General features: G+C 62.6%; 21 protein-coding genes and 1 pseudogene. 13 read left to right on the forward strand and 9 right to left on the reverse strand.

Translation table 11 applies throughout. The features are described from left to right. Positions 1-409: 409 nt before the first annotated feature. A pseudogene (locus tag R3X27_RS23240) lies at positions 410-547 on the forward strand (IS5/IS1182 family transposase); the annotation flags it as partial. A gap of 64 nt (positions 548-611) precedes the next feature. Continuing rightward, positions 612-734, forward strand: coding sequence for a hypothetical protein (locus R3X27_RS23245; protein ID WP_317711317.1), 123 nt, complete (start codon positions 612-614; stop codon positions 732-734). A gap of 282 nt (positions 735-1,016) precedes the next feature. Here the strand turns inward: R3X27_RS23245 and tcuB are convergent, their stop codons facing one another. Then, a complete protein-coding gene (gene tcuB, locus R3X27_RS23250) occupies positions 1,017-2,096 on the reverse strand; it encodes a tricarballylate utilization 4Fe-4S protein TcuB (RefSeq protein WP_317711297.1) in 1,080 nt (359 codons plus the stop codon). Beyond that, a complete protein-coding gene (gene tcuA, locus R3X27_RS23255; protein ID WP_317711298.1) occupies positions 2,086-3,471 on the reverse strand; it encodes an FAD-dependent tricarballylate dehydrogenase TcuA in 1,386 nt (461 codons plus the stop codon). The genes tcuB and tcuA overlap by 11 nt, the downstream gene beginning before the upstream one ends. Positions 3,472-3,550: 79 nt before the next feature. On the opposite strand from tcuA, the gene R3X27_RS23260 reads away from it, so the two are divergent. Beyond that, positions 3,551-4,453: a LysR family transcriptional regulator gene (locus tag R3X27_RS23260; protein WP_317711299.1), complete on the forward strand. Its 903-nt coding sequence runs from the start codon at positions 3,551-3,553 to the stop codon at positions 4,451-4,453. Positions 4,454-4,458: 5 nt separating this feature from the next. Here R3X27_RS23260 and R3X27_RS23265 read toward each other — a convergent pair whose 3' ends face one another. The 6 genes from R3X27_RS23265 to R3X27_RS23290 form a co-directional block, all read right to left on the reverse strand. Further along, the gene (locus tag R3X27_RS23265) at positions 4,459-5,442 is read right to left on the reverse strand and encodes a D-2-hydroxyacid dehydrogenase family protein (RefSeq protein ID WP_317711300.1); all 984 of its coding nucleotides are present in this window, start codon (positions 5,440-5,442) and stop codon (positions 4,459-4,461) included. Further along, entirely contained in the window at positions 5,439-5,642 is a 204-nt protein-coding gene (locus R3X27_RS23270) for a hypothetical protein (protein ID WP_317711301.1), read from the reverse strand. The genes R3X27_RS23265 and R3X27_RS23270 overlap by 4 nt, the downstream gene beginning before the upstream one ends. 8 nt (positions 5,643-5,650) lie before the next feature. Then, positions 5,651-6,472 (reverse strand): universal stress protein, encoded by an 822-nt coding sequence (locus R3X27_RS23275; protein ID WP_317711302.1) that lies wholly within the window; start codon positions 6,470-6,472, stop codon positions 5,651-5,653. After that, the gene (locus tag R3X27_RS23280; protein WP_317711303.1) at positions 6,469-7,569 is read right to left on the reverse strand and encodes a 4-oxalomesaconate tautomerase; all 1,101 of its coding nucleotides are present in this window, start codon (positions 7,567-7,569) and stop codon (positions 6,469-6,471) included. Before R3X27_RS23280 ends, R3X27_RS23275 begins: the two co-directional genes overlap by 4 nt. 53 nt (positions 7,570-7,622) lie before the next feature. Beyond that, complete coding sequence (locus tag R3X27_RS23285; protein ID WP_317711304.1) at positions 7,623-9,659, reverse strand: tripartite tricarboxylate transporter permease; 2,037 nt, start codon at positions 9,657-9,659, stop codon at positions 7,623-7,625. An 85-nt stretch (positions 9,660-9,744) separates the two neighbouring features. Continuing rightward, the gene (locus tag R3X27_RS23290) at positions 9,745-10,833 is read right to left on the reverse strand and encodes a tricarboxylate transporter (RefSeq protein ID WP_317711305.1); all 1,089 of its coding nucleotides are present in this window, start codon (positions 10,831-10,833) and stop codon (positions 9,745-9,747) included. Between the two features lie 139 nt (positions 10,834-10,972). Between R3X27_RS23290 and R3X27_RS23295 the strand changes: the two genes are divergently transcribed. Together R3X27_RS23295 and R3X27_RS23300 are read left to right on the forward strand one after the other, a co-directional pair. After that, positions 10,973-11,641: a response regulator transcription factor gene (locus R3X27_RS23295; protein ID WP_317711306.1), complete on the forward strand. Its 669-nt coding sequence runs from the start codon at positions 10,973-10,975 to the stop codon at positions 11,639-11,641. Then, entirely contained in the window at positions 11,641-13,014 is a 1,374-nt protein-coding gene (locus tag R3X27_RS23300; protein WP_317711307.1) for a sensor histidine kinase, read from the forward strand. Before R3X27_RS23295 ends, R3X27_RS23300 begins: the two co-directional genes overlap by 1 nt. A 367-nt stretch (positions 13,015-13,381) precedes the next feature. Here R3X27_RS23300 and R3X27_RS23305 read toward each other — a convergent pair whose 3' ends face one another. Continuing rightward, positions 13,382-14,299, reverse strand: a complete 918-nt coding sequence (locus R3X27_RS23305; RefSeq protein ID WP_317711308.1) for a LysR family transcriptional regulator — start codon at positions 14,297-14,299, stop codon at positions 13,382-13,384. 222 nt (positions 14,300-14,521) lie between these two features. Here R3X27_RS23305 and R3X27_RS23310 point away from each other — a divergent pair, with 222 nt between their 5' ends. From R3X27_RS23310 to R3X27_RS23345, 8 genes are all read left to right on the forward strand, one after another. After that, positions 14,522-15,574, forward strand: a complete 1,053-nt coding sequence (locus tag R3X27_RS23310) for a PotD/PotF family extracellular solute-binding protein (protein WP_317711309.1) — start codon at positions 14,522-14,524, stop codon at positions 15,572-15,574. 126 nt (positions 15,575-15,700) lie between these two features. Further along, entirely contained in the window at positions 15,701-16,750 is a 1,050-nt protein-coding gene (locus R3X27_RS23315; RefSeq protein WP_317711310.1) for an ABC transporter ATP-binding protein, read from the forward strand. Further along, positions 16,747-17,592 carry an ABC transporter permease gene (locus R3X27_RS23320; protein ID WP_317711311.1) on the forward strand — a complete coding sequence of 282 codons (846 nt, stop codon included), beginning with the start codon at positions 16,747-16,749 and terminating at the stop codon, positions 17,590-17,592. Before R3X27_RS23315 ends, R3X27_RS23320 begins: the two co-directional genes overlap by 4 nt. Next, a complete protein-coding gene (locus R3X27_RS23325; RefSeq protein WP_317711312.1) occupies positions 17,589-18,380 on the forward strand; it encodes an ABC transporter permease in 792 nt (263 codons plus the stop codon). The genes R3X27_RS23320 and R3X27_RS23325 overlap by 4 nt, the downstream gene beginning before the upstream one ends. A 22-nt stretch (positions 18,381-18,402) precedes the next feature. Next, the gene (locus R3X27_RS23330) at positions 18,403-19,506 is read left to right on the forward strand and encodes a DUF917 domain-containing protein (RefSeq protein ID WP_317711313.1); all 1,104 of its coding nucleotides are present in this window, start codon (positions 18,403-18,405) and stop codon (positions 19,504-19,506) included. Positions 19,507-19,700: 194 nt separating this feature from the next. Then, entirely contained in the window at positions 19,701-20,210 is a 510-nt protein-coding gene (locus R3X27_RS23335; RefSeq protein ID WP_317711314.1) for a hypothetical protein, read from the forward strand. Positions 20,211-20,308: 98 nt separating this feature from the next. After that, a complete protein-coding gene (locus tag R3X27_RS23340; RefSeq protein WP_317711315.1) occupies positions 20,309-21,124 on the forward strand; it encodes an alpha/beta fold hydrolase in 816 nt (271 codons plus the stop codon). Between the two features lie 557 nt (positions 21,125-21,681). After that, on the forward strand, positions 21,682-23,331 hold the full coding sequence (locus tag R3X27_RS23345; RefSeq protein ID WP_317711316.1) for a sulfatase-like hydrolase/transferase: 1,650 nt from the start codon (positions 21,682-21,684) through the stop codon (positions 23,329-23,331). The last annotated feature ends 269 nt before the right edge of the window (positions 23,332-23,600 follow it).

Raw genomic sequence — 23,600 nt, forward strand, 5'->3', positions numbered from 1 at the left:
GGGTAAAGCGTGAACTGACTCCGAGGCCCGCTTTCTGAGCCAGCCCAGGCGGAGAGCACTGGAATGGTCCTTGGATATGGCTTTGATGCTGAAACCGCTCTCCTTTCTGGATTGTCGTAAACCCACCACACCTACGCGTTCGGGAGGCGGTCACATCATCAACGCCCCCTGAGACGACGCTCGTGCGGCAATGGCGCGCGTGACTGTCGTTCAGCACTGATCCAACCGCTGTTCCAATGGGAATGGCCGTATCTAATCGACTATTGGGCCGTTTCAATCGATGGCGATCTGTTTTTTTGGCTGCGAGCAAGAAATCTCTTAGTTAGATCAAAGGGGTGGTATCTCTGGCCTTGTTGCAAAAGTCGTTCGAAAGGTTCACCGCATGAATCCAGAGTGATAGCTGAAAGGCATGAGTAGTTGGGCCCCTACGAAGTACAAGACCATGAATTGGTCGGCATAAAATGAGGCGCTGAGGCGGCTCGGTTCGCTGACGGTGTGGTTTGATCCCGATATGGTGTGGAAACCACCTCCGACCGGAAAACGTGGTCCAAACAATGGCCCAGTTATAGGGGGCAGACACATGAAAGCGGATCCCCGAGGAGGGTGCCGGGATGGAAATCGGCCTCCGTCGGGTTCTGTGGTCCTGCGGGCTTCGACAGGCACTCAAAGGCGACCTCGTCGCACGCGGCCTTGCCTCGGGCGCCTTCCACCAGGAACTTTTCAACATGCGGTGAGGGCCGAGACCTCTTGCTCAATCACCAGAAAGCTTACCGCGACCACCGCAACTCCCGCCGATACCGGCCAACTCGGCGACGCCATCGGGCATTGTTGCACTAAGGCCCCTGGGATTCACCGCGTGAAAGGGCGGCTTCCGAAGATTCGCTGCATTGGCATGCCCAGTGAAAAAGCTGCGTGAGCGGACGTTCGAAGGCCTGAGGCGGAATGAGCGAACCCTGGGTGGTGTGCGAGGGCGCTCCGCCCATGGATATGATAACCGGGGTGTTGCCCAGCAAAAGTCAGGAAACGCTTGCTTGCCGCTTCCTCTGGACGTCCCGGAAAAGCGCGGCAAGACGGTAGAAACCGTGGGCCATCTTTGTGAAGGGGGTAAGCAGGAAAAAGCTCAGGACCGATCCGAGGTGGAGCGCCAGCAGGCCGGGCATCAGCCCGGTGCTGCCGAAAACATAGAGCGCCAGCCCACTTGCCGCGACGAAGCAAAGCAGCAGGATGAACCCCATCTCTCCGCCCCAGGCGGACTGATCGCCTACGTGCCGGTCCGCCTTGAGCTTCAGCCTCGCCATCCAACCCGTCCCCGCAGCCAGCATCAGGCCGCCCGGAATGCCAAGGAGCTTTGGCAGGGAGAAATAGCCATAGGGTGCGTGTATCCCGAAGAGGTAGTGCAGGATCGTGCCGGCACCTGTGGCGGCAAAGCAGAGCAGGAAGCCGTACATCACCAGTTGATGCGCGTAGCGGCGGGCGTGAGAGAAGCGGTCCTCTTCCTCGAAGTTGCAACCGTCGCCGTGGCCAGCGGCGAGGTCCTTCATCTTCGCCACCATTCCGAAAGCGCCGACGAGATCGCCAACCCGGATCGGCGCGCCGTCTATCGTTTTCCAGAACCTGCGCAGGCTTACCGCCAGGCTGGCGAGCGGAAACAGAAATGCCGGGGCAAAGATCGCCACCATCGCATTATGTGAAAGCACGGCGTAGAAGCCCTCTCCGCCCGCAGCCGAGCCGATGGCCCGCATGGCGAGGAAGAGAAGCGCGAAGCCGATGACCAGCGCCGCGGCGATCAGCGCACCGTTGGTATGGAACTTGCGGGCCAGCGGCGCGGGCCAGGCGTGGTCCTCCCAGCTCTCCCGACGCAGCTCGGCCAGCGCCTTGGGCAGGTTCAGGTCGAACTCGTGCGGGGCGGTGTATTGGCAGGCGTAGTAGCAGCCGCGGCAGTTGTGGCAGAGATTGGCAAGCTGCGTGATGGTGCCATCAGTGAAGGATCGCTCCTGATGCAGCGCCGGAAAGACCGAGCAATACCCTTCGCAATAGCGACAAGCGTTACAGATCTCCGCCTGGCGGCGGGCTTCCTGGATGAGCTCAAGCGGCATAGGTCGAAGCCTCCCGTCCTGCGATCCGCCCGAAGACGGTTCCGATGGTCATGCCGAAACCGGCGAGATAGCCTTGCCCGAGGATCGAACCGGCCATGGTTTCGCCCGCGGCCCAAAGGTTCCGGATCAGGCCTGTTTCGGTGGAGCACTGGGCATTTTCGTCCACCTTGAGGCCGAGATAGGTGAAGGTGACACCGGTGCGCAGCGAATACCCGTAGAAGGGCGGCTCGGTGATCGGGCGGGCCCAGTTGGTTTTCGGCGGCGCAATGCCCGTGGTCGCCACGCCATCGAGCTCTGTCGGGTGGAAGGCCGAGATATCGCCGCAGGCGGCGTTGAACGCGTCCACCGTGGCGCGCAGCTTGCTGGCAGGCAGGTCCATCATGCCGGCCAGCTCTTCGAGGCTGTCTGCTTTCAGCGGCGGGAAGACCGACGGCATGAAGAGGTCGAGCGACCTGGAGTCGATGATGACAAATCCCACCTGGTCGGGCTGCGCGGCCACGAGCCGGCCCCAGATCGCGTAGCGCTTGGGCCAGACATCCTCGCCCTCGTCATGGAAACGCTCTGCGTCCTTGTTGACGACGATGGAGAAGGGGACGCAGTCCAGCCGGGTAACAATCCCGCCGTCGAATTTCGGCGAGCGGCCGTCGATGGCCACCGCGTGGCATTGGGTCGGGTCTCCGACTTGTTGCACGCCTTGTGCCAGCAGGTCGGCCAGAACGACGCCGCGATTGTAGGGCGTGCCGCGGATCAGGAAGTTCTTCGCGGGCTCACCCCAGGCGCGTGTGAGCCAGTCTGTGTCGGCCTGGAAGCCGCCGGAAGCGACGATGACGGCCTTGGGCGCGATCCGGTGATCCTGCCCCGCGTGGCGGTAATCGACGCGGGCGATCCGGTCGCCGTCGAGTTCAAGATGGGTGACATGGGCCTCGTACAGCACATCCACGCCGAGTGCCTCCGCGGTACGGTAATAGGCGTTCACAAGGCTCTTGCCGCCGCCCATGAAGAAGGCGTTGGTGCGCGCCAGCGAGAGGGTGCCGGACAGGGACGGCTGGAAGCGCACCCCGTGTTCGATCATCCAGGGCAGGCATTCCTCCGAGCTGCGGATCGCAAGCCGGGCGAGATCCTCGTTGGTCTTGCCGCCGGTCACTTTCAGGAGGTCGGCGAAATACTCTTCCTCGCTATACGCGTCCACCAGAGGCCCGTGCGGCCCGGAATGCATGCAGCGGAAATTGCGGGTGTGGCGGGAATTGCCGCCCCGGTAGGTTTTCGGCGCGGTCTCGAGGATCAGGACGCGCGCGCCGGCTTCGGCAGCTGTCATCGCCGCACAGAGCGCCGCATTGCCGCCGCCGATCACCACGATGTCATATTGCTTGGTCATGGTCGTTTCCCTTGCTCACATCGGGGTAACAAGGGCGGTTTGATTTGACCAATGACGCTTTGTCGGAGATTAATGCAGTATGCGCATAAATTTCGATTTCAGCGACCTTGAGGCCTTCCTCGCAGTGATGGACACCGGAGCGTTCCACACGGCGGGAGAGACCCTGAACCTGTCACAATCTGCCATCACGCGGCGTATCCAGAAACTGGAGGCCGCCCTGGATTCCGTGCTGTTCGAGCGCACGACGCGGGCGGTCAAACCCACGCTCGTCGCGAAACGTCTCAAGGTGCGGGCCGAGGCGATCCTTGAGGATGCGCAGGAAACGACGCAGGCCATGCGCGACGAGAGTGTTGCCTTTGCCCATCAGCGCAATGCGGTGGTTACGGTGGCGATCATTCCGACGATGGTGGCCGGGATCATGCCGGTCGCGATCGCGAGGTTTCGCGGGGCCGGCCAGGCGGCGCGGATCCGCCTGCTGGACCTCGATGCGAACGGCGTGGCGGAGGCCGTTAGCCAGGGCGAGGCGGAGTTCGGGATATGTTCCATCGCCGTCGGGGAACGCGGCACGGAATTCGAGCCGCTCATGGACGATCCAATGGTGTTGGCGCTGCCCAAGGGGCATCACTTGTCGGGTCGGACGCCGCTCGATTGGGGTTTGCTCGAAACCGAGGCGCTCATCCTGCCGAGCCGCGGCACCGGCAACCGGCTGCTGATAGACGATGCGATGGCGCGGGCAAGGTTGCGGCATTCCTGGACCTTCGAGGTGCACCGTTCGTCGACCGCACTCGAACTGGTCGCAGGAGGAAGCGGCGTGGCACTGGTGCCGCGCTCGGCGATCACCCCGGCGCTGGCGACAAAGCTGACCTGGCGCCCGATAGGAGCGCCGGAAATTGTCCGGCCCGTCGGGTTGCTGACGCGAACCGGGCAGACGGACATGCCGGCGGTTGCAGCACTGAAGGAGGCCGTGCGGCGCGCGGCCTGACACCCTCAACCGGCAGGCGCCTTCCAGACCTCCGGGTTGATCTTGTGGATCGGGTCGCCGGAGGCATAGGCGTTGATCTGGTCGAAGATATCGGCGAATTGCAGGTCGAACTCGTCCTCGGTCACGAAACCGATATGCGGCGTGGCGAGCAGATTGGGATGCGCCAGCAGCGGGTCGGACGGGTCGTCGAGAGGTTCGGTGTCAAAGACATCTGTCGCGACCATTCCCGGCCTTCCCGCGTTCAGCGCCTCCAGCAACGCGCCCGGTTCAATCAGCCCGCCGCGGGACGTGTTCACGAAAAGCGCATCAGGGCGCATCCCGGCAAGGTCCGAACGCGTGATGATGCCGCGTGTCGCCGGTTTCATCCGGACATGAATTGAAATGACATCGCAGGAGGAAAAGAAGGTGTCCCGGTTCTCGGCCACGATCTCCCCATCGGCTGCCGCCCGGGCGCGCCCGTCCTCGGAGCCCCACCAGACGATTTCCATCCCGAAGGCGCGGGCATATCCGGCGACCGCTCGGGCGATGCGGCCATAGCCATAGAGCCCGATCCGGCGACCGTGCAGGGTCTTGCCCACGCCCATCTGCCAATGCCCGGCCTTCGCCGATGCCATCTGTGCGGGAAGCTGCCGCATCGCGGCCAGGATCAGCGCCCAGGTCAGTTCCGCCGCGGCGTGGTTTGTGCCGCCCGCGGGCATCCTGGAACAGAGCAGGACACCGTTTTCCGTACAGGCCGGCACGTCGACATGCGGGAAGACACCGCGCTGGCTGATCAGCCGCAGGTTGGGGAGCCGTTCCAGCAGTTCCCGCGTGATCCTTGTCCGTTCGCGGAAAAGAACCAGCGCCTCGGCGTCGCTGACACGTTCGGCCAGGACCCTGACATCCTTTGCATGATCGGTCCAGACCATCACATCGTGGCCCTCCAGCTTTCCGAAGCAGGGCAGACCCCGGAGCGTGTCGAACCAGTCGTCGAGGATATGGACCTTCACCAGTCGCGCGCCTCACCGTTCAGCGCAGAGAGCGCGCCGGTGATCCGGCGGTGCAGGTCCTCCAGGCGGGACCGCTCGACATCCTTCGCCCCACCGGAGCATTCCGGAGTCGCGAGGGACTGGCTGAGCGTGTTGCGTTCCTCCTCGAGCGTGCGGGCGATGGCACGGATACGGCCGATGGACTCTGTGCTGACGGTCATGGTTTTCCTCAATGAGACAGGAGAACGGGAATGCGGATATCCCGCAGGACGCGGGCGGTGACACCGCCGAGGAAATCCTCGCGGAATTTCGAATGCTCGTAGGCTCCCATGATCATGACGCAGGGATCCGTGTGTGCCGCATAGGCCAACAAGGTGCGCGCGATGCCGTGCTTCAGGAGCAGTTCCTCGTGCCGCGCGGCGATGCCGTGGCGGTCGAGATGGTCGATGACCTCTCCAACCGGGCGGGGAATCTCGGTCCCCTCGATGGTCAGCACGGTCACCTCGCCATTGTCTTCCAGGAGCTGCAGGGAGTCGAACAAGGCCCGCCCGGCCGCGCGGCTCCCATCCCAGGCGACGGCGGCCCGCTCATGGCGCGCTTTCCTTTCGTATCCTGCGGGGATCACCATCACGGGCCGCCCGCTCATCAGCGCGATCCGGTCCGGATGCAGCACGACATGCTCGTCGGCATCCCCGTCGGAGGGACGCCCGACAACCAGCAGGTCGAAGCCGCGCGCGGTTTCCGAGATCACCGTGTCCACCCGCCCGGTGGCATCGATGTAGTGGAGCCGCTCGCCAAGCCCGAGCTCTTGGGAGATCCTGTCGAACGCCTTCCGGATTTCATCGATGATTTCCGCGTTGGCCGCAGCGATGATTTCCCGCGCCTTCACCGGCACCCAGGGGGCCTGGCTGCTGACCGTCTCGTGGCCGGAATGGGCGACCAGCGCCGTCACGTGAGTATCGCCGTTCTGCGCGATGCCCGCCGCGTAGCGAAGGGCCGTTTCAGCGCCTGGCGCGCCGTTGAAGGCAACGAGAATGTTTCGAATGCTCATGCATCGACCTCCACACCCGCCCAGACGGAACGGGGAACATAGACCTTGCCATCGGCCAGCTTGCGCGCCGTCCGGACGAGACCGGCGGCATTGAGAGTGAAATCGCCATTGGACGAGAAGTCCACCAATACCTCGATCGCGCCGGATGCGTGTTCAAGCACGACCTCGGCGGGGCTTTCGCTGGGGCGGTCCAGCATCCCGTCGGCCACCGTGCCGGGTGTCAGCGCACAGGAGGCAATGCATTGCGCGCCGGTAACGGCCATGCTGGGATGTGTCTTCCACGGCATGAAATAACGCGCAGCGATTGTCCCGCCGTCTCGGGAAGGTGCCAGGATGGCGAATTTCGGCGTCACGGATTTCGTGACATCGCCCATGCCCATATTCTCGCCAGCCTGGAGGCGAACGGCCTCCATCCGCTCGAAGAAGGCTCTATTGTCGTCAAGCTCCACTACGGTCTCATAGCCGGTCAGTCCGAAATCGGAGGCCCGTGCGAGCACGACCGGCATGGCGACATCCATACAGGTCACCTCGACCCCGTGGATCTCGTCCCGCAGGGTCCCGGTTGGCAGGAACTCTCCCGTCGCTGAGCCGACCACGCCCATGAAGGTGAGCTGCACAGGGGCGGAACTGCCGGGCACGCCTGCAATCTCGACGCCGCCATCATAGGAGAGCTTGCCACCCGGCGTATTGACCCGGGCGACCACGCGCGCGCCGGTGTTCACGGCCAGGATGCGGATCTCCGTTTCGTCATCGCCGGGTGTGACGAGTCCCATCTCGATGGCCGCCGGACCGACGCCGGAGAGGATATTGCCGCAAGTGGGTTTGAAATCCACGAGCTTCTCCTCAACCGAGACCTGGGCGAAGTAGTAATCGACATCGGCCCAGTCATCGTCGGAGCGCGAGAGCATGGCGACCTTGGTCGTCACCGCCGCGCCACCGCCGATCCCGTCGATATTCAGGTCATGGCCGGAGCCAAGCGCGGCAATCAGCACTTCGGCAAGGGTTTCGCGGTCTTCGGGAAGGTTGTCGCGGCGGAAATAGGGCCCACGCGAGGTGCCGCCACGCATGAAGATATAGGGGATTCCGGTCTGGCTCATATCCGGGCCTCCTTGACGAGATGGGGAAGGATTCGGGGGGAGGGGCGCATGGATCAAGCCCCCCCGAGCGGCCAGGGCAGGTCGACCCAGGATTGCAGCAGGCCCGGCGGGAAGTCGCGGTTGAGCGCGCCGGCCATGATGCACATGAAGCCGATGCCACAGGCGGTCAGCAGCAGGGTCTTGCCCCAGCCCGCACCGGCCCGCACCCTCAGGAAGGTGACGAGGAAACCGACCAGCGCGAGGATGAAACCGACGAAGAAGGTGCCGACGATCAGTGAGGCGAACCAGGCCAGCGTGGACCAGAGGCCATAGGGCGCATCGGCGTCTTCGCCCGCGACCTCCTTGTCGGCAAAGATCGCGTCGCCATCGGGCCGGCGGATCATCTGCACCAGCAGGATCAGGCAGCAGGTCAGGGCGAAGCCACTGATGACCATCGGGATGATCTTGTCGGTCATCGCGTAGTTCGGGATCAGCGAGGCATTGACCAGTGCGAAGAGCAGGTAGCCCATGATGCAGAACAGGAAGACCATCGGCGCCCGTTTGCTGCCCGCCTTCACATCGCCCTCGGCCATGATCAGCTTGGCCTGGCGCAGGCCGAGCACGACCGACACGACGGTGATGAGGATCAGCACGATGACGATCGGCGAGAAGATGTAGTCCATTCCCTCCTCGAAGCTCTTGCGGAAGCGGAAGGAGGCGATCTGAAAGGCCTGGTTTGTGAATTTCTCGACCGGGTTGGACAGCACGAAACCGATCAGGAAGGCCGGGCGCGACCAGTCGAAGCGGCGCAGGAAGATGCCGATCAACCCGATCACGAAGAGGGCCAGCAGGTCCTCGAAGTTCTGCCCCGACTGGAACGCCGCGAAGCTGATCAGCATGAAGAGGAACGGCGCGAGATAGGTGAAGCGGATCGTCGTCAGCTTGGCGATCCCGCCCGACGCCGCGATGCACAGGACCGTTCCCACCACGTTGGCCAGCGCCAGCAGCCAGACGATGGAATAGGTGATGTCAAGATTGTCCTTGAGCATGTTCGGACCGACCTCGATCTCGCCGGATCCGAGCAACGCCACGGCCCCGATGAAGATCGCCATCGAGCCGGAGCCGGGGATACCGAAGAGCAGCGTGGGCACAAGCCCGCCACCCTCCTTGGCGTTGTTCGAGCTTTCCGGCCCGATCACGCCGCGGACTTCGCCATGGCCGAAATTCGACTTGTCCTTGGTCGTCTGGACAGAGTGGCCATAGGCGATCCAGTCCACCACCGAGCCGCCGAGGCCAGGGATGACACCGACGACGACGCCAATGATGGAGCACCGGACGGAGAGCCAAATATTGGCGAACCAGTCTTTCACGCCGTCGAGCCAGCCAGCACCGAGGCTTGCGCCCCGAGCGATGGAGCGGTCCTGGCGCAACAAGGATACGATCTCCGGGAGGGCGAAGATCCCAAGCCCCACGATCACGAGCTTCAACCCGTCGGTGAGATATGGAATGTCATAGGAGGCCATGCGCAGGGAACCGCCCGCATCAGCCTCTCCGATAGTGCCGATCATGATGCCGAGGCCGGCCGCCGCCAGCCCCTTGAGCGCGAAGCGCCCCGCGAGCACCGCGACCATGGACAGGCCGAGAATGGTGATCATCAGCATCTCGGGAAGGCCAAAGGCCAGCACGAGCGGGCGTGCGGCGAGGATGAACAGGGTCAGGAAGCTCGCGCCGACCAGCCCGCCGAACAAGGAGGAGGAGAACGCGGCCGAGAGCGCCCGGGCGGCCTCGCCCTTCTTCGCCATCGGGAAGCCGTCGAGCACGGTGGCCTGGGAGGCCGAAGAGCCCGGAATGCCCATGAGCACCGATGCGAACGTGTCGGAGGTAGGAACAACGGCCACCATTCCGATCATCAGCGCAAGTCCGAGGATGGGGTCCATTCCGAACATGAAAGGAAGCAGGAGAGAGAGCCCGGCAATGCCACCAAGACCGGGGAACACCCCGACCGCAAGGCCCATGACGACGCCGAGCACGAGATAGCCCAGGACGATGGGTTGCAGGATGAGCGCCCACGCTTCACCGAGCGCAGGAAGAGCGGTCGCGAAAATCTCCATTGGAGCCGCTTTCTGTCTGTTTGTTGGAAATGGGGAAGCCGACGCCGGTCGGAGAGGTCCGACCGGCGTCGCGTGGGAGACGCCCTTACTTGAGCGTCACACCGTAGTCCTCGGCGAGCCAGTTCACTATATAGGCCTTCGCATCGTCAGAGACCGAAATCGCGGTTTCCAACGCCCCTTGCGCATCCGATCCCACGAAGACCGGGTATTCGCCGACGCGCTTGGCCGAGATTTCGCCGAAGTCGGCGCGCGCGATCACCTCGTTGAAGGCGGCTGTGTAGGTTTCGACGACGTCCTGCGGCGTGTCGCCGGGCAGGAAGGCGAGTTTCTGGACCGGGAAGCCCGAGATGAAGAAGGCTTTCCAAGCCTCCCATGTCTCTCCTGATGTCTCGCACCCGTCCGTCGCCTCGCAGACTTCCTTGAAAGTGGCGATGTCCGGGAAGGTCGGGTCGCGGACGATATTGCCGTCGGCATCCAGCGCGCCCCAGGTCATCATCGGGACGGCCTTGCCGTCGTTGACCATCGCCATCGATCCGCCGATATAGCTCGACGAGGTCTGGTAGTCGATATTGGCCTCGCCGCGCTCGAACATGAGCCGGCCATCTCCGCGGCCCTTGATGCCGAACACGGGTTCGACATTCATGCCCAGCATCTTCCATGCCAGGAGCGGCACGATGTCGAGGCGGGTGGCACCCTGGCTGCCGAAGATGAAATCCGTGTCCTTCAGCGCATTGGCCGATCCATCGAACTTGGCCCCATCTTCCGCATTCAGGTAGGCCACGCCGCCGGTGCCAGAGGCCATGACCGGGATCCAGTCCTTGTATTCATAACGCACGCGCGGATCGTTCAGCAGGTAGGGGAACTGGGTCGAACCGGAGGTGCCAAAGAGCAGCGTGCCGTCCTTGTGCTTCTCGTTCTGGAACCAGTTGGCGCCCTTGGTGGAGCCCGCGCCTGGCATGAACTTCACGACCACGGTCGGGTTGCCCGGCAGCGCCTCGGAGAGCAGCGGGCCGAAGAAGTTGGCCCATTTGGCCGAGCCACCGGTTTCCGAGAACGGGATCACCCATTCGATCGTCTTGCCCGAGAAATCGACCTCGGCCGCGGCAGGGGCCGAAACGCCGACGGCGGCGATCAACCCGGGAATCACGCGGCGCGTAAAGATGGAATTGGTCATTGGTGTCCTCCCTGAGACCAGTAAACCACGGCGACGCTCCTCACGGCACCGGGCCTTTGCTCTTGATTCGGGATTGATTCCCGTTTCGATGTGACCACCATGGGGGGGCAAGCTTGCGCGAAGCTTGCAGGGAGGACAGATGCGGATAGCCATTGTCGAGGACAATGAAACCCTGGCGCACGCCATCGCCTACAGGTTGCGGGACCGTGGCCACGCGGCAGACATATTGCATGACGGGCAGGAGGCGGAGAGCTTCCTTGCGCAGGAGGGTGCGGATCTCGTTGTGCTGGACATCAACCTGCCGGGCATGAGCGGGTTCGACGTGCTGCGGGCGATCCGGGCACGGGATGACGGCGTTCCGGTGATCCTTCTGACCGCGCGCAGCGACACCGCGGACCGCGTGGCGGGGCTCGATCTCGGGGCGGATGACTACCTTGTCAAACCCTTCGAGATGGACGAGCTGGAGGCGCGCATCCGTGCCCTTTCCCGCCGCCGCAACCTTGAATACGGCGCGCGCGAGACGATTGGCGGGCTGGAGTTCGACCGCTCCACCCGTCAGGTTTTGGCCGCCGGAGACGTGCTCGACATTCCGCGCAAGGAACTGGCGACATTCGAATGCCTGCTGGAACGGCGGGGGCGTTTGGTGCCGAAATCGCAACTGACCGACCATGTCTACGGCGTCGGCGCCGACATCGACGAAAAGGCCATCGAGCCGCATGTCTCCCGCCTGCGCCGCCGCCTGGCAGATCATGGCGTGACGATCCGCACCGCCCGCGGCCTTGGCTACATGCTCGAAGCAGAGCCCTGATGACCCGCACGCTCTCCCTGCGCCAACGCCTCTTCGTGCTGATCCTGACGCCGCTTGTCCTAATGGCGGTTTTGCTGGGCTATTGGCGCTACACGGTCGCCCATGCCACCGCCGCCGAGCTCTTCGACCGGTCCTTACTTTCGACGGGCCTCGCTATTTCCCGCGATGTTGCAATCTCGGATGGCGACGCGCTCCTGCCCTCCACACGCGACCTGATCCGCGATGCGAGCGGCGGAGAGGTTTTCTATCACGCGACCGGGCCGGGCGGCATCTATGTCACTGGCTACGCTTATCCGCCGACGGGTGGGCCCAACAGCGCCGACCCCTATCATCCGACATTCTTCGAAGCCCAGTACCGCAGTGAACCTGTCAGGGTTCTGCGGCTCACCGAGCGCCAGACCATCGGCACGCTGACCGGAGACGCGACAGTGACGGTATGGCAGAGGATCTCGGACCGAAACGCCTTTGCCTACGAACTGGCAATCCGTGCCGCGGCGCTCATCATTGCGCTGCTGGTAACGCTTGCGCTTGTCGTCTGGTACGGTGTCCAACTCGGCCTTCGCCCGCTGCTCGATCTTGAAGGCGCGATCGAGGCCCGCTCTCCGGACGATCTGAGCACGATCAAACGTGCTGTGCCGGTTGAAACCCGCGGAATTGTCGAGACGCTCAACCGTCTCTTCGGGCAGGTGGAAGCGAGCATCATCGCGCATCAGTCCTTCATCTCGGATGCCGCGCACCAGTTGCGGAATCCGGTGGCGGCGATCCAGTCCATGGCCGAAACCGCCCGCGACGCCCCAAGCGCCACCGAACAGCGCGCCAGGCTCGACGAGTTGGTCCGCGCTTCGCGAACCGCAGCCCGGGTGACCGAGCAATTGCTGTCTCTCGACCGGCTGCAACAGGGCGACGATGACGGCACGTTCGAGACATTCGATCTCGGCAAGCTGACCGAGGAAACCTGTGCCGATCTCGCGCCGTTGATCCTGGCATCCGGACTGGAGTTCGAGTACGACGCTGCGGTTGAACCGCTGCCGGTTCATGCCGACAGGTTCTTCGTCTCGGAAGCTCTGAAGAACCTTGTCGACAACGCCCGCAAACATGGCGGAGCGGAGCTGTCCCGGATTCGGGTCCAGGCCGCGCGGAGCGACGGCTATGCAACAATGACCATCGAAGATGACGGGCGCGGCCTGCCGCCGGAACTTGCGGAGGTCGCCTTCAGCCGCTTCGCCCAGGTCGAACCGTCGGACGGAAGCGGCCTCGGCCTCTCCATCGCCGTCTCTGTCGCCGAGCGCCACGGCGGAGGGTTGCGGATCAACCCGTCTGACAACGGAGCGAGCCTGACACTCACCCTGCCTATCGTGCAAGGGCGCCTCTGAACCGCGATTGGAATGGCGTCAGCTCCGCTCCGGATGTGCCGCGACCGCCGTCTGCACATCGTCAGGGCCGGTCACGAGGTTTCTTTCGAACACAGGTTCCCGCGTTTTGGTCGATGCTGCATCGGTGAGGAAGGGCGGAAAGGAGCCGTTCTCCGCGAACACTCCAAGAATAATCCAGGCGTAGGATTGCTGCGGCCGCATACACGAACTGGAGCCGCGATACGAGGCCCGCACATCGCGGTATGGTCAAGTTATTCAAGTCACGCACTGTTCCCGGACATGTCCAGGCCGATCAAAGCACCCTCACCGTAAAAGGAACCCGGTCGAAAGAGCATCCTGTCGTTCCTATGCTTGTATCGGCGTCCCCCTATGCATCCGCAGCGCAGCCTTCGATAAGCTCATCACACAGGCACTGCGCCGCCGGGCTCAGATCCTGCCCCTTCATCCGCACCAGATGGATGTTCGACGTCACCTGCCAACATTCCGGCGAGACCATGACCATCTGCCCGCGGTCGACCCAGTGGGCGGCATAGTGGACAGGCATGAGCCCCACATGCGTGCCAGCCAGAACGAGATGTGCCGTGGCCTCGATATGCCAGAGAGCGGAGCTCGTGGTATCGCTCAGAAGCGCTGGGTCGAGGTCCATTCCGATCGGGTCCTGCGCGAAGCTTTGGGCCGAAATTTCGCTTTCTTTCAGTATATTGAGCGCCTCTTCCCAAGAGCCTGCCGAGGCACAAGGATGATCGGGCGAACAATACAGGCTGCTGGCTTCGTCATAGAGGCGGATGGCTTCGATATCCGTAGGGACACTCTCGTCGAAACCCATGATGGCCAGGTCCAGCTGCCCGGACCGCAGCTCGGTCTGGCAATCGAGGAAGTCGTGGATTCCCAGCCGCAGCTTCAGTCCCTTGACCTTCTGACTTGCTTTCCGGATCGCCCGTTGCAGGGGGCAGTTGGGATCGGTTGCCATGCAATCGATCAGGCCGACCCGCACGACCTGTTCGCCGGACTTGCCGATCTCGTCGAGGCGGGCGACATAGCCGTCCAGGTAGGTCAGCATCCGCTCCGTTTCCTGCAGAACCTCCTGCCCAGCGAAGGTCAGCGAGAAACCCTGCGGACCGCGCTCGCAGAGCCGGGCATTCAGCCGCTTCTCGAGATTCGCGATATGCGAAGAGATCGTTGGCTGGCTGATTCCCAGCACACCCTGCGCCTTCACGATACCGCCGGATTCGGCGACCGCCTTGAAAACACGCAGCAACCGCAGGTCGACATCGGACAATCTCATCTCGTCGGTCCCTTTCTTGCCCAGAAGCTGCGCATCTGTCTGGAAATACTGCCTATAATCGCGTCTCGTACCGGACGCAGGCGACTCCGGCCGAAATCGGGGGATTGCCCGATGCGACTTTTGCAGCTACCCACACCTGTGATCAAGCACGCACTTTCCCTTGGACATGTCTCGGCCGGCAACGGTGCGGGACCGTTTCCCGTGTGCCAAGGAGAGATTGATATGACTGGCATGTTTCGTGGAATGACGGCCGTGGCACTGACGGGGCTCGCGCTTGCAGCCGGCACCGTGCAGGCGGAAGAGATCACCGTTTCGAGCTGGGGCGGCTTCTTCGAGGAGACCCTCGCGGCCGAGATCTATCCCGGTTTCACCGAGGCGACCGGCATCGCCGTGCGCTCCATCGCGCAACCCGCCGACCAGGCATGGCTGACGCAGCTGAGCTCGGCCGCCCGGGCGAAGAAGGCGCCGGCCGACCTGTCGCTGGTCTCCGACGAGGTGCTGGCGCGGGGCCGCACCATCGGGCTCTGGGCCGCGCTCGACCCGCAGGCGATGCCCTCGACCGACTTTCTCAAGGACGGGTTCGTGAAATCCGATGATGACGGCACCTTTGCCGTTGCCGCGCTGAGCTTCTGGTCGAGCTTCGTGACCAACACCGATTACCGCGCCGAGGCGCCGGAAAGCTGGGCCGAGCTCTGGAGCGACGATTGGGACGGCAAGCTCGGCATGGCCTCGGCGGTCAATTCCGGACTGCTGGAGATCACCGCCGTCACCCATTTCGGCGGCTACGAGATCATGCAGACCCGCGATGGGCTGGAGCAAGTCATCGCCAAGATCGCTGAACTGAAGCCGCAGGTGCGGCTGTGGTATCGCGATGAAGGCCAGTTCCAGCAGGGTCTGGAATCGGGCGAATTCAACGGCGGCACCTATTTCCACGATGTCGCGATGCTGTCGATCTATGACGGCAACCCGATTGCTTCGACCTTCCCGAAAGAAGGCGGTGTGTTGAGCGATGCGTTCTGGATCGTGCCCCGCGACAGCAAGCACACGGACGCGGCACAGAAATTCATCGACTACATGTCCCAGCCGGCGATCCAGGCCGAGATGGCCCGCGTGCTCGGCGTCGCCCCTGTGGCGAAGCGCGAGTTGATGGACCTGACGGAGGAGGAGTTCGCCACCGTCTCCAGCGAGCTTGAGCCGATCCGTGTGCAGACCGAGATCCACCTGCGCGAAGGCGACTGGCTGGCCGACAAGTACCTGGAGATGATCTCCCAGTAAGCCCCTGGATGCCCGGGATGACCTTCGCGAGAGGGTCATCCCCCGGCGGGATCTCCGACCATCAGCAAACCCGGGGTGCTCGGCCGGATCAGCCCGCCGCGCCTCCATCGGGAAAGGACCCGTTTCATGGCCCAGCTATCGTTCAACAGCATCGGCCGGACCTACGGCGAGTTCACAGCGCTGAGCGACGTGAATCTCGAGATCGGGTCCGGCGAATTCATCTGCCTGCTCGGCCCCTCTGGCTGCGGCAAGACCACGCTTCTGCGCATTCTCGCCGGGTTGGAGACAACGACCCGTGGCGCAGTCCATCTGAACGGAGAGGATTTCTCCAACGTTCCGTGCCACCAGCGCAATATCGGCATGGTCTTCCAGAGCCTTGCGCTGTTCCCGCATCTGTCGGTCGGGGAGAATATCGCCTACGGGCTGGATGTACGGGGGGTGGACAAGAAGGCGCGTCATGCGCGGGCCGAGGAGCTGACCGCGCTGGTCGGCTTGCCGGGGCTCTCGGACCGTCCGGTCTCCGCACTCTCCGGCGGGCAGCGCCAACGGGTCGCCATCGCCCGGGCACTCGCCATCGAGCCGGTGCTCTTCCTGATGGACGAGCCCTTCTCCGCGCTGGATGCCGGGCTGCGCGAGCATCTGCAGATCGAGGTCAAGAAGCTTCAGCGCAAGCTCGGCGTGACGACGCTCTTCGTCACCCATGACCAGAACGAGGCGATGTCCATTGCCGACCGGATCGTGATCCTGAATGACGGGGTGATCGAGCAGGCCGGCACGCCGACGGAGGTCTATGCCCGGCCGCAATCGGAATTCGTGGCCAATTTCATGGGCACCAATAACGTTCTCGACGTTGAGTTCGTCCCCGGTGCGGATGTGATCTGGAACGGGATCTCGCTTGGCCGCCCCTCGGGCGAGATGGCGACGCTCTCTGGCAAGCGCAAGCTCTCGGTCCGGCCCGAATACCTGCAGCTCGCCCCGGTCGGCACCACTGGCACCGGCATGCTCGGGACGGTCGAGTTCGTTCGCCTGCTTGGTGCCCAGGTCGAGACGGAGCTGACCGTCGCCGGCCACAGGATCATCGACACGATGATCTCGGACCGCCCGCCCGCCTTTGGCGAAGGGGACCGCGCGGAGATCCTCATCAAACTCGACCATGCCTGGGTAATCCCGTCATGAAACGGTTTGCCCTCGCCCCGCACCTGATCGGCCTCTACCCGCTGGGGATGATGGTGATCTTTTTCCTCGGCCCGCTCGCCTTCATGATCGTGGTGAGTTTCTACCTGCGCGACCCTCTGGGCTTCTACAAGGTCGATTTCACCTGGGAGAATTATGGCAAGTTCTTTTCCAGCTTCTATTATTCCGTCTCCCTGCGCTCGATCTGGACTTCGGCGCTGGCCTCCCTTCTGACTGTCGCGCTGGCCTTCCCGGCGATCTACGTCATCACCGACATGCGCCGGAAATGGCAGCTCGCCTGGGTGATCGGCCTGCTGGCGCTCATGTGCCTCTCCGAGGTCGTGATCGGCTTCGCCTGGGTCATCCTGATGTCGGAAAGCGCCGGCATCCCGCGCCTGCTCGGCTGGCTCGGCCTGTGGGAGGACCCGCGCTCGCTCTCGCCCTCGCGGCTCGCAATGCTGATCGGCATGGTCAGCCTGGGCTTCTCCCTCGTGGCGCTGATGTTCTTTCCGCAGCTCTCGCAGCGCGACCGCTCCATCGAGGAGGCCGCGCAGACCCTCGGTACACCGCCCGCGCAGGTCTTCTTCCGGATCGTGCTGCCGATCTTCCGCCCCGGGCTGGCCGCCTCACTGGTGACGATGTTCGTCTATTATCTCGGCGTCTATGTCATGCCGACCATGCTCGGCCGCCCGCAGGACTGGAACATGTCCGTCATCATCACGGACAAGGCGGTCGAACAGGCGAATATGCCGCTCGGCGCGGCGCTTGCGGTCATCATGCTGATCTTCACGGTCCTGCTGATCGGCGGCTTTGCCCTTGCCACCCGCAAGGAGGGCGCGAAATGACCGGGCTTCTCAAACGTCTCTTCATCTGGACCATTGCCGCCGGGCTGATCCTTCCTTTCGCGGTCGTCTTCGGCGTCTCCATAAACGCCGAAAGCAACATCGCCTTCCCGCCGACCGAGTTCTCGGGCAGGTGGTACATCATGTTGCTGACGGAAAGCGACTGGCTGATCCCCATAGGCAACTCCTTCACCATCGCGTTCTTTGCGGCCTTGATCGCCGTCTCTATCGCGCTGGCGGCAAACTACGTGCTCTGGCGGCTGAACAGTGGGTTCGGCCGGGCCATCTTCGCGCTTGGCATCGGGCCCTTCCTGCTGCCGCCGATCATTATCGCCATGGGCGCTTCCGTCTTCTGGGCCGAGGCCGGGTGGTACGGGCGGATGGAGGCAACGATCATCTCCCACGGGGTGTTCTTCGTCACCCTTCCACTGGTCGTTATCTCGCGCGGCTTCGCGGCGCTCAGCGACGACGTGATCGACGCCAGCCGGATCATGGGCGCGACCCCGCGCCAGACCTTTACCAAGGTGATCCTGCCGCTGGTTGCGCCCTATGTCGTCACCGGCTACGTGCTCGTCGCCATCATCTCGGTGAACGAATACCTGATCTCCTACATGGTCTCCGGTTTCGCCGTCGAAACCCTGCCGATCCGGATCTTCAACAATGTCCGCTATGGCTATTCGCCTGTCGTCGCCTCTGCCGCGATGGGGTTCGCCTTCATCACCGTGTTGTCGTTGCTTGCGCTGTCGATGGTGACGGACCTTCTCAAATTGCTCGGCGCCCGGCGCGACTGATCGCTTCAACAGGATTGAACAGATGCAAACACTGACCCGTCAGGACCTCTCCGACATCCTCTATGGCGCCGCGATCCTTGGCACCGGCGGCGGCGGCGAGCTTTCCGAAGGTTTTGCCCTGATCGACGATGCGCTGGCCAAGGGCAAGGCGTTCACCCTCGTCGGCCTCGATGAGGTGCCGGATGATGCGCTTGTCTGCACGCCCTACTTGCTTGGAGCGATATCGCCCCTGCCGGAGGCAGAGGAACGGCAATACAATCGCCTGCCACGCATTGATGAACACCCAATCCTTTTGGCCTATCGCCGGTTCGAGAGATACCTTGGCCGCCGGTTCTACGGCACGATCTCCTGCGAGCTTGGTGGCTCCAACACAGCCTGTGCCTTCTATGCGGCGGCAATGAACGGCGGCTATATCCTGGACGCTGACCCCGCCGGGCGGGCGGTGCCCGAGATCACCCATTCCACCTATTACATCAGCGGTTTGCCCGCAGAACCCATCATGATGGCAAATGAGTTCGGCGAGTGCATCCTGTGCGAAAACGTGATCGACGATCTGCGCGCCGAGAGCGTGGTGCGGGCGCTCGCCATGGTAAGCCGGAACGACATCGCCGCGATCGACCACGCGCTGGAGATGAGCGAGCTGCGTGACGCCGTCATCCCGGGCGCCATCTCCATGGCCTGGGACCTGGGCCGTGCCTGGCGAAAGGCGCTGGAAGCGGGCGCGGATGTGGCGGAGGCTGTGGCCGCTCGCAGCGGCGGCGCCGTCGCCTTCCGCGGCACGATCGGCACAAACGACTGGAGCACCCGGGATGGCTTCACTTTCGGCAGCTTCGAGATAGAGGGCAGGGACCACTTCGAGGGGCACCGCTACCAGGTGGAGTTGAAGAACGAAAACCTCGTCGCCCGGCTGAACGGAGAGGTCCATGTCACGATCCCGGACCTGATCTGCATGCTCGATACCGACACTGGAGTTCCGGTGACGAACCCGAACTACCGGACGGGGCAGAATGTGGCGGTAATACTGGTCCATGCCCCGGAGGCGTTTACCTCCCCCAAGGGGCTCGAGGCCTTCGGCCCAAACTACGCCGGGTTGGACCAGCCCTATCGCCCGTTCTCTGTTGAATAACCGGATTGATCCGCGGTATCGCAGCAGCACATTTAATCGATCGAAGTCCCCTGTGGGGCGTCCATTTCGGCGTTCGAATTACTGCTTGGAAAGTTTCGGCACGCTGAAGCATGGCGGGACCAAACCCCAAACCGGTCATCAGAGTGGTGCATGCTGATTTCGAGCTACCGTAGGAGCCGCTCTACCAGGCGAAGATGATCCATCAGATGGACCACCGCTGGGCGACCTATGAGAACGGCACCGCTCGCGACGGAGCGATGAAGGAAAAGGCCAACCCCGATTGGGAACCCGTGCCGCGCTACTGGGTGCCTGGCGACGAGGTCGAGGCCCGCCTTGGTGCCAAGGGTTGGCGCCGCGGCTGGTTGATGGGGTGGCGAGATATTGCAAGCGCGACCGATGAGCGGACGACGATCTCAGCAGTCATTCCGCGGGTAGCCGTGGGCCATGTGATGCCGCTGTTTTTCGTTGCAGTGGCGCCCAATCTTTGGGGTGCGCTGCTGGCAAAACTCGATGCGCTGCCGCTCGATTTTGTTGCCCGCCAGAAGGTTGGCGGTACACATCTGACCTATGGATACATCAAGCAACTCCCTATACTACCACCCGGCTTCTACACGCCCGAGCGCCTCGCCTACATCCCCCCGTGTCCTCGAACTCACCTACACCTCCCATGCGCTGGCATCATTCGCCCGCGATTTCGGTTATGACGGCCCGCCCTTCCCTTGGGACGAGAGATGTCGCGGTCTGGGTTGAACAATGGCTTTGCTCTTCGGCATGCTCTCTGCGTAGGCTGATTGAACACTGGATGCCATTTCCTGGAGTTTTTCTTTTGACTGTCATTCCCACCGCAGTTCTCACGTCTTTCCTGGTCTGCTCGACCTTCCTGTTTTCGACCCTGCCAGCCAAGGCACAGGACCCGAAAACGAACCAACCCGTTTTCTTGATGGTGCACGGCACCTTTCAATGGGCGGGCCAATGGCAGCCGCTGACGGAAATTCTGGAGGGGGCCGGGTATGAGGTGATCGAGGCATCGCTGACGGGACTTGGCGAGAAGGAGCATTTGCTTTCCAAGGAAACGGGCTTGTTGACCCACATTCTCGACGTGTCCAACATGTTGAGCTGGCGCGACCTCGAGAACGTCATTCTCGTTTCCCACAGCTATGGCGGACCGGTCATTTCCGGTGTCGCGGCCCAGCAGCCAGATCGCGTCAAGCACCTTGTTTTCATCGACACGGTGCCGCTGGATCATGGGGAAAACCTTATCGATGGGTTTGGGCCCGACGTCTATGACACGGCGAAAACGGCCGTTGATGAAGAAGGCGATGGATGGCTCATTCCATCGGATGCGCTTCGGGAAGCCAAGCCAACCATGCGCCCTCACCCATGGAAGTCCTATGTGGAGCGTATCGATATCCCGGAAGGTACACCGGACTTTGATGGAACCATCATCGTGGCCACCGAAGGCGAAGTTTTCGACCATATGCGCAATGTGCAAGCCCCGGCGCGTGCAGAAAGACGTGGCTGGTCTCTCGTGACCGTTGAAGGCCCGCACCAGTTGATGGAAGTCAGCCCATCCAAGGAAGCTGTCTCGGAGATACTGTTGGGCATCGCTACAAATTGAAAGCGCAGCACGCAAACAATTCAGGGCGTTCCAGACACTCCAATAGGAGACACTGGCATCGTTTTGCATTTCAGAGAATGACGGATTCGTCCGCACTGCGGGTATCGACGAGCCGGACGATGCCGCACAGCGCAATGAACGTCGGCTTTGACGAGGCCGCGCCGCGGCGACGATCATCTTGGCGAATGTCTGTTCAGGGCCGGTTTCGTATGTCATAGGGACGGCCCGAACGATCCTTCCGCTGCAGTGCCGAAACCGATAGGGAGGGCGGTTTGCTGGCTTTCTCCGCAAGCGCGAACCAACTATGCGAGACCTCGTGAGCCGACATTCAGGCAACCCTGAAACGGCGTAATTCTCTAAACCGCCGCAAGGCGGCTCTGAGCCCTTCCACCGAATGCCGCGGTCGGAACGAGCGGGCGGTTTGCCGACCTTGCGGTCATACGAATGCTTCGCTCGGATGACGGCTTCGAGGGAGGATCACATTCAGCCAGGTTTGATCCGTGTCATGGACAATCGATCCGCCGGTTGGCTCTGTCCCTCTTGATAGGGAGTCCACCATGGCCAAGCGTCCTCATGTCTTGAACCGTAACCTTTTGGGAGCACTTCTTGTTTCTTGGGTTCCATTCATCGCGGTCGCAGAAAACCGCCCGCCCAACTTCCTGTTGATTATGGTCGATGACATGGGCTGGACCGATCTCGGGGCCTATGGCAGCGAGATCAATACGCCGACGCTCGACAAGCTGGCCGAAGAGGGATTGCTGTTCACCGACTTCCACGCATCGGTCAGTTGTTCTCCGACCCGCTCCATGCTGCTGACGGGCACCGACAACCACCTCGCGGGCATGGGCAACATGGGCGAGTTGCTGGCGCCCAACCAGGTTGGTCAGCCCGGCTACGAAGGCCATCTGAACGACCGGGTGGTGACGCTGGCAGAGGTGCTGCGCGACAACGGCTATCACACCTACATGGCGGGGAAATGGCATCTTGGGCATGATCCGGAGTATTACCCCTTCAATCGTGGTTTCGAGCAGACCTTCTCGATGCTCTACGGCGGGGCGAGCCACTACGACGACATGAATGGCATCATGGAGGTGGAGTCGCCGGCCTATTACACGCTGAACGGTGAACGCATTCATGAACTTCCGGCGACCTTCTATTCCAGCCGCAGCTATGCCGATTTCCTGATGGATGCTATCCGCTCCAACCGCGGCGACGACAAGCCCTTCCTTGGGTATTTCGCACTCACTTCGCCCCACGATCCACTCCACGTCCCCGAGCCTTGGCAGTCAAAATACCGGTCGGTCTATGACGAAGGCTACGATGCTCTACGAGAGAAACGTGCAATGGCGGCCAAGGAGATGGGGCTGGTGCCGTCCGGCGCTCCTGTTTCGGACATGCAGCCACAGGTAACGGCTTGGGATGTGCTCTCGCCGGAGGAGCAGGCCGTTCAGGCGCGTGGCATGGAGGTTTATGCCGGGATGGTCGACAACCTCGACTATCATGTCGGGCGGGTGCTGAACTTCCTCGACGACATCGGGGAGTTGGACAACACGGTGATCTTTTTCCTCTCCGACAATGGGTCGAACCCGTGGTACTCGGAGGAATACCCCGGAAACGCCGAGGGCGAGTGGTTCAAACAGTTTGACAACAGTCCCGAGGCCATTGGCGATTCCATCTCGGCCTATGCCTATGGAATGGGCTTTGCCGCTGCCTCGTCCGGTCCGCTGGATCGGTTCAAGATGACGGTCAGCGAAGGCGGCATCCGTGTTCCGCTGCTGATCGCCGGACCCGGTGTCGAGGGAGGCCGGAAGACCAACGCCTTCAGCTACGTCACGGACCTGATGCCGACGATGCTGGATATGGCCGGGATCGCACATCCCGAGACCTTCAATGGAACGCCGGTCGAGCGCATGCTGGGCAAGTCGCTCGCCGGTCTTCTCGCGGGCGAGGAGGAAGAAATCTACGGCCCCGAGGAGTTCGTTGGCGGGGAACTTTTGAATGGCAAATGGATGCGTCAGGGGGCGATGAAGGCTGTCTCCGTCGTGCCGCCATACGGAGACGGAGCGTGGCGGCTTTTCGATATTGAAGCCGACCCTGGCGAGACGACCGATCTCTCCGTCGAGCAGCCAGAGATTCTGCGCGACCTCGTCCAGGCTTGGGATGACTATGCCGAGAAGGTTGGCGTCATCCTGATGCAGACCGACTAATGGGATAAGGCAGAGCGATCATTGGCCAAAGTGGTGCCAATGACCGCTATGCGCAGTATGCCGACATAATCGGCAGAATCATGAACGACCGGACTGTCCGCAGACTGTGAGGTCGCTGATCATCATAATTCGCGATCGCAGCCAAGGGCAGCAATGACGGGCCGCACCGCAGCATCCTGGACCATTGGTGGACGGCGGCTTTGGGCCGGTCACGTCGTTCTCGTCCGACGCTGGATAGCCACTTCTCGCGAGTGCAGAAACCGGCAGGG

The sequence above is a fragment of the Tropicimonas sp. TH_r6 genome, from assembly GCF_033101155.1.
Lineage (GTDB): Bacteria > Pseudomonadota > Alphaproteobacteria > Rhodobacterales > Rhodobacteraceae > Tropicimonas.

What these genes read in the sequence shown, in the direction of transcription:
- R3X27_RS23285 (WP_317711304.1), bottom strand. Translation starts at nt 9,659, where the DNA reads ATGGAGATTTTCGCGACCGCTCTTCCTGCGCTCGGTGAAGCGTGGGCG.
- tcuB (WP_317711297.1), bottom strand. Translation starts at nt 2,096, where the DNA reads ATGCCGCTTGAGCTCATCCAGGAAGCCCGCCGCCAGGCGGAGATCTGT.
- tcuA (WP_317711298.1), bottom strand. Translation starts at nt 3,471, where the DNA reads ATGACCAAGCAATATGACATCGTGGTGATCGGCGGCGGCAATGCGGCG.
- R3X27_RS23315 (WP_317711310.1), top strand. Translation starts at nt 15,701, where the DNA reads ATGGCCCAGCTATCGTTCAACAGCATCGGCCGGACCTACGGCGAGTTC.
- R3X27_RS23245 (WP_317711317.1), top strand. Translation starts at nt 612, where the DNA reads ATGGAAATCGGCCTCCGTCGGGTTCTGTGGTCCTGCGGGCTTCGACAG.
- R3X27_RS23300 (WP_317711307.1), top strand. Translation starts at nt 11,641, where the DNA reads ATGACCCGCACGCTCTCCCTGCGCCAACGCCTCTTCGTGCTGATCCTG.
- R3X27_RS23270 (WP_317711301.1), bottom strand. Translation starts at nt 5,642, where the DNA reads ATGACCGTCAGCACAGAGTCCATCGGCCGTATCCGTGCCATCGCCCGC.
- R3X27_RS23340 (WP_317711315.1), top strand. Translation starts at nt 20,309, where the DNA reads ATGCCATTTCCTGGAGTTTTTCTTTTGACTGTCATTCCCACCGCAGTT.
- R3X27_RS23320 (WP_317711311.1), top strand. Translation starts at nt 16,747, where the DNA reads ATGAAACGGTTTGCCCTCGCCCCGCACCTGATCGGCCTCTACCCGCTG.
- R3X27_RS23275 (WP_317711302.1), bottom strand. Translation starts at nt 6,472, where the DNA reads ATGAGCATTCGAAACATTCTCGTTGCCTTCAACGGCGCGCCAGGCGCT.
- R3X27_RS23305 (WP_317711308.1), bottom strand. Translation starts at nt 14,299, where the DNA reads ATGAGATTGTCCGATGTCGACCTGCGGTTGCTGCGTGTTTTCAAGGCG.
- R3X27_RS23325 (WP_317711312.1), top strand. Translation starts at nt 17,589, where the DNA reads ATGACCGGGCTTCTCAAACGTCTCTTCATCTGGACCATTGCCGCCGGG.
- R3X27_RS23335 (WP_317711314.1), top strand. Translation starts at nt 19,701, where the DNA reads ATGATCCATCAGATGGACCACCGCTGGGCGACCTATGAGAACGGCACC.
- R3X27_RS23290 (WP_317711305.1), bottom strand. Translation starts at nt 10,833, where the DNA reads ATGACCAATTCCATCTTTACGCGCCGCGTGATTCCCGGGTTGATCGCC.
- R3X27_RS23345 (WP_317711316.1), top strand. Translation starts at nt 21,682, where the DNA reads ATGGCCAAGCGTCCTCATGTCTTGAACCGTAACCTTTTGGGAGCACTT.
- R3X27_RS23310 (WP_317711309.1), top strand. Translation starts at nt 14,522, where the DNA reads ATGACTGGCATGTTTCGTGGAATGACGGCCGTGGCACTGACGGGGCTC.
- R3X27_RS23330 (WP_317711313.1), top strand. Translation starts at nt 18,403, where the DNA reads ATGCAAACACTGACCCGTCAGGACCTCTCCGACATCCTCTATGGCGCC.
- R3X27_RS23280 (WP_317711303.1), bottom strand. Translation starts at nt 7,569, where the DNA reads ATGAGCCAGACCGGAATCCCCTATATCTTCATGCGTGGCGGCACCTCG.
- R3X27_RS23295 (WP_317711306.1), top strand. Translation starts at nt 10,973, where the DNA reads ATGCGGATAGCCATTGTCGAGGACAATGAAACCCTGGCGCACGCCATC.
- R3X27_RS23260 (WP_317711299.1), top strand. Translation starts at nt 3,551, where the DNA reads ATGCGCATAAATTTCGATTTCAGCGACCTTGAGGCCTTCCTCGCAGTG.